At 39.4% G+C, this 4,447-nt stretch carries 4 protein-coding genes; 3 read left to right on the plus strand and 1 reads right to left on the minus strand.

The features are described from left to right. Positions 1-215 precede the first annotated feature (215 nt). Positions 216-1,037 carry a carboxymuconolactone decarboxylase family protein gene (locus Q3C19_RS17855; RefSeq protein ID WP_022163045.1) on the minus strand — a complete coding sequence of 274 codons (822 nt, stop codon included), beginning with the start codon at positions 1,035-1,037 and terminating at the stop codon, positions 216-218. 225 nt (positions 1,038-1,262) lie between these two features. Here Q3C19_RS17855 and Q3C19_RS17860 point away from each other — a divergent pair, with 225 nt between their 5' ends. The 3 genes from Q3C19_RS17860 (at position 1,263) to Q3C19_RS17870 (ending at position 4,405) form a co-directional block, all read left to right on the plus strand. Beyond that, positions 1,263-2,555 carry a retropepsin-like aspartic protease gene (locus Q3C19_RS17860; protein ID WP_302731163.1) on the plus strand — a complete coding sequence of 431 codons (1,293 nt, stop codon included), beginning with the start codon at positions 1,263-1,265 and terminating at the stop codon, positions 2,553-2,555. 333 nt (positions 2,556-2,888) lie between these two features. Further along, positions 2,889-3,710, plus strand: coding sequence for an AraC family transcriptional regulator (locus Q3C19_RS17865; protein ID WP_071150063.1), 822 nt, complete (start codon positions 2,889-2,891; stop codon positions 3,708-3,710). Positions 3,711-3,784: 74 nt separating this feature from the next. Continuing rightward, positions 3,785-4,405: a CatA-like O-acetyltransferase, family 2 gene (locus tag Q3C19_RS17870; protein ID WP_071150064.1), complete on the plus strand. Its 621-nt coding sequence runs from the start codon at positions 3,785-3,787 to the stop codon at positions 4,403-4,405. The last annotated feature ends 42 nt before the right edge of the window (positions 4,406-4,447 follow it).

Genomic DNA, 4,447 nt, shown 5'->3' on the forward strand with positions numbered 1-4,447 from the left:
AAAAAGCTCTGATTCGAAATGAATCAGAGCTTTTTTGTTACCCACCTTTCATAAACCTATTCTTCCCTTCCACTAAAAAAACATCTTGGACTATTAAGCCGTTTTTCCCGCCCAGTTAGAGAAAAAAATTTCCCAAACTGGGAAAATATTTTTTCCTAGTTAGGGAAATATCTGCATGAGATTCTTCTAATTACTAGAAGACCTCCAAGAATCCATCACTTCAACTTGCCATACTCCTCATCCGACACCGGCTCCAACCATTCGTTCGAAGTATTTTCTCCAGCCACCTCAAAAGCCAGATGAGCAAACCAACTGTCAGCAGCCGCTCCATGCCAGTGCTTGACATTCGCCGGTATATGGATTACGGTACCGGGCAAGATTTCAACTGCAGGTTTTCCTTCTTCCTGATACCAGCCACGGCCTGCCACTCCAATCAGCATCTGTCCACCTCCCTTTGTTGCGCGATGAACATGCCAGTTATTCCGGCATCCAGGCTCAAAGGTTACATTAGAAACCGGAACCTGCTCTTTCGAGACAGGAGCCAAATAACTATTTCCTATAAAATACTGAGCATACGCCGTATTAGGTTCGCCTATCGGAAAAATCATTTCACGCTGGAAAGCAGACTTCGCATCTGTTCCAGCAACATCCTCCGTCCAAACATCCTTGGCCAGTCTAAAAGCCGCCCATACCTTTGGCCAACCCGCATAGAAACCCATATGCGTAAGAATCTCAGCAATCTCAGTACGGGTAATTCCATTCTGTTTGGCCGACTGAAGATGATAAATCAACGAACTGTCAGTAATTCCCTGACTGATCAAGGCAGTGATAGTCACCAGACTGCGGTCGCGCAGTCCCAACTTATCCGTACGGCTCCACACCTCACCAAAAAGGACATCATCATTCAATTCCGCAAATTTAGGAGCAAACTCTCCCAGCTGATCTCTTCCAGCAGTCTGTTTAATTGTTTTCTGTGCCATAATAATTGTACTGTTTATTACCAATGCGCTAAATACTAAAATCAGTTTAAATCTCATAACTCCACCATTTTAATCGGTTAGCAATTTGTTTTCACTACAAAAGTAGATCTTATTCCGCTCCCATGCTGTATACCTTTTACTGAGATTTATACCCAAATCATTGATATCCGTTAAATTGCTCAAATTTTGCAGAAAGAAGCAGCCAAATGCATTTTATTTGCTCCTCCATCATGTTTTATATGCTATATTTGTTCACTGTTTAATACATAAATCAAAATCAATATGAGAATTATAAATAGACTTTCGTTTCTCCTTATCGCCTTTTTATTGGCATACAATTCTGCTTATTCTCAAACACAGGCAGATGTGAGAATGGGCGAAATTCTGAATAACGGCGATTTGTTTCAATTAAGAAAAGAATATCCGAATCTAAGAGACTCTGTGAGTATCAAAATGCTTAATCTGATAGCTGATGCACAATTAGGCATTGGATTTAATAAGCCGGAAAGTGCCGCCGTTGCCCTTGACAGCCTGTTGCTCCATCACCAAAATGAAATGGGGGCAGAAACCTCAATAGGCATGGCTGCTTTGCAAGGCATGAACTTTTTAAATCTGGACATGTACGAGCAAGCAGGAGAAGTTGGAGAAAATTTGGTGAATGCACTCAAAAACTCCGTCCCGTTTGAAGCCCTTTACAGTTTTGTGTTTATAGAGAAAATAGGCAAAGCACTTGCCAATATGCCCAAACCATATCTTGAACGCCCCAACCAAGATGTTACAGTACCGTTAAGCGTGGAAACAGTAGGAAGAGGCAAACATATTTATATACCCGTAGAAGTAAACGGCGTAACGAAAAACTATATTTTCGACACAGGGTGTTCTTTCGGTAATTTCGTTTCAGAAAAGTATGCGGAAGAAGCCAATCTAAAAATTGTAGCAGATTCGATTCCGGTATCAGGCATGGAGATAGGGTTTGTAAAACTTGCTACGGCAGATTCTATGAAAATTGGAGAGATGATATATCACAACCCCGTTTTTATGGTCGCACCTCCCGACAATGAACTCGATTCGATATTTGCATTTGACGGAGTGCTTGGCTACCATTGTATCAGGGATGCAAAGGAAATCATCATAGACAATGAAGCCGGAAGATTTGTTTTCCCGCAAAAAGCATCTGTAGGGGAACCCAATATGTATCTGTCATCAAACACACCCCAAGTGAGAATCAGTTATAACGGGCAACCGTTTGATTTGATTTTTGATACCGGAAATGTAAAGTCCGATTTAGGGAACAAGTTTGCGAAAACATTCCCCGACTCCATTGACGGACTCACAGAACAGCCCACTTCCCGTGGAGGTTTTGGCGGAATATCGCAGATAAAAGCAGTAACATTGCCAGAATTCTGTTTCGAGGCGGCAGGTTCTATTGTAACACTGCATAATACAGAAGTCATTAAGAATACAGAAAACGACAGCCAGCTGTTTTCTGGTTCATTGGGAGCAGATTTCGTATTATCATTCAAACGGCTGGTGATTAATTATCAGAATATGTTTATACGAGGAGAATCATATTGAAGTCGCAACAAGAGATATTAAACAAAATAGGATATTATAATTAATATAGTATCCTATTTTATTTTTGCTTCTTAACGCTACAAAAGAGATTTAAATATCAACAAACAACAAATCAACGACTTACATCGGAAATCGTTACAGAAGATTTTCCCGATTTTCCTGTAACGATTTTGTAACGGAACCTTGTCAGAAGTAGGCATTTTAATACCTTTAGGTCTCAACGAAAAAACTAACACGTGTTAATAGATTAAAAATGTCTGCAAGTTATTTTATTTGCAGCTATATTTTTGTTCATAGCCAATAAGAAACAACAAAAAGCCTTACCTTTGTAAAATGATTCAAGATAAATTCCAATTTTATAAGCCATGTAAGTTATTACAACCTTACGTTCGATATTATTGGGTATTCAAAAGCAATCAACCGCTGAATACTCTTACTTTTCCTATTGGTTGTCCTCAAATCATTTTCCACAAACAAACACCACTCTATATCCCGGAGTTGCAAACCGCCCAATCGGAATTTTGCATCAGCGGTCAGGTAAATTATCCTTCCCATTTATATGCGGATGGAAATGTGGAAATGATAGTGGTTGTGTTTCAGCCATACGTTCTAAAAGCCTTCTTGAATATGCCCATATCTTTATTACATAATCAAGAGATTTCCGGTTATGACATTGAAAACGCAAAATTAAAACAACTGGCTGCGCAAATCTTTAATTATGAAGATACCAACTCATGTATTACAATAATAGAGCAATGGCTGTTATCTCGAATAATAGACGCATTGACTTCAAAAACTACATGCAATCTCAAAAGAATAGCTTCCGCAATCCAACAACTATTCACCATGCCTGCCATTTCCGTCACAGAACTGGCTTCTACTGTCTGTTTGAGCAAAAAACAATTTGAGCGTCTGTTCAATGAGCTGGTAGGTGCGAATCCGAAGGAATATGCAAGAATTGTTCGTTTCCAGAAATCATTGAAACTGCTACAGCATTACACAGAAGATACAAATCTGGCTCAAATTGCATATCAATGTGGCTACGCAGACCAATCGCATTTTATCCGGGAGTTTAAACAATTTAGCGGTTATACGCCATTGTCTTTGTTAAACGTATGCAAGCCTTATTCCGATTTGTTTAACAACCCTATATAATGTCCCTTTTATTCTATCCATAGTTTGATAGCCGACTTACCTTTGCTCTGATTAAACTTAAAATGAATGATAGAATGAAAGAAGTAAATCCAAAAGAAACAACCCGTGCCTATGCATTTGAATTGTGGATGAATGCCCCCATGCCCATGCTCACCTTTTTCAAGACCATAGATGTTACTCGCCTAACCCAAATCAGCAAACGGACAAGGCTAAAGTTCAATATGTTGATGTGCTGGTGTATCGGAAAAGCAGCAAGCGACATAAAAGAGTTCTATATGCTTCCTGTTGACAAGAAGTTAATGCAATACGACAATCTTGCTGTCTGTTCTATTGTAGCCAATCGAGAGGGCGAAGTTAGTTCCTGCGATATTCCTTTTTCCAATAATTTGCAGCAGTTCAATACTGATTATCTGAGACTTACGAAGCAAGTTTCTGAAAGTTGCCAAAATCATGACCTGACGGACAGCATGGTCATTGGTACATCTGCTCTTGCACAATATGAGATAGATGGGGCAGTAGGTATGTACAGCGGTGTGTTCAATAATCCGTTTTTAATCTGGGGTAAATATAAACGAAGGTTGTGGAAGCGTACATTGACGGTCTCTTTTCAGTTTCACCATACACAAATGGATGGCGCACATGCTTCCCGTTTTTTGGAAAATCTACAAAAAGAAATCAAGAACTTGGAGGTATAATCAAGAACAAATGCTATCTTTGCAATACTAACAAAAAATAGA

The sequence above is a fragment of the Bacteroides sp. ET489 genome, assembly GCF_030518095.1.
In the GTDB taxonomy this organism is placed as follows: domain Bacteria; phylum Bacteroidota; class Bacteroidia; order Bacteroidales; family Bacteroidaceae; genus Bacteroides; species Bacteroides ndongoniae.

Bases quoted from the DNA above. Each gene is read 5' to 3' on its own strand.
- Q3C19_RS17855 (WP_022163045.1), bottom strand. From the start codon at position 1,037: ATGAGATTTAAACTGATTTTAGTATTTAGCGCATTGGTAATAAACAGT.
- Q3C19_RS17860 (WP_302731163.1), top strand. From the start codon at position 1,263: ATGAGAATTATAAATAGACTTTCGTTTCTCCTTATCGCCTTTTTATTG.
- Q3C19_RS17865 (WP_071150063.1), top strand. From the start codon at position 2,889: ATGATTCAAGATAAATTCCAATTTTATAAGCCATGTAAGTTATTACAA.
- Q3C19_RS17870 (WP_071150064.1), top strand. From the start codon at position 3,785: ATGAAAGAAGTAAATCCAAAAGAAACAACCCGTGCCTATGCATTTGAA.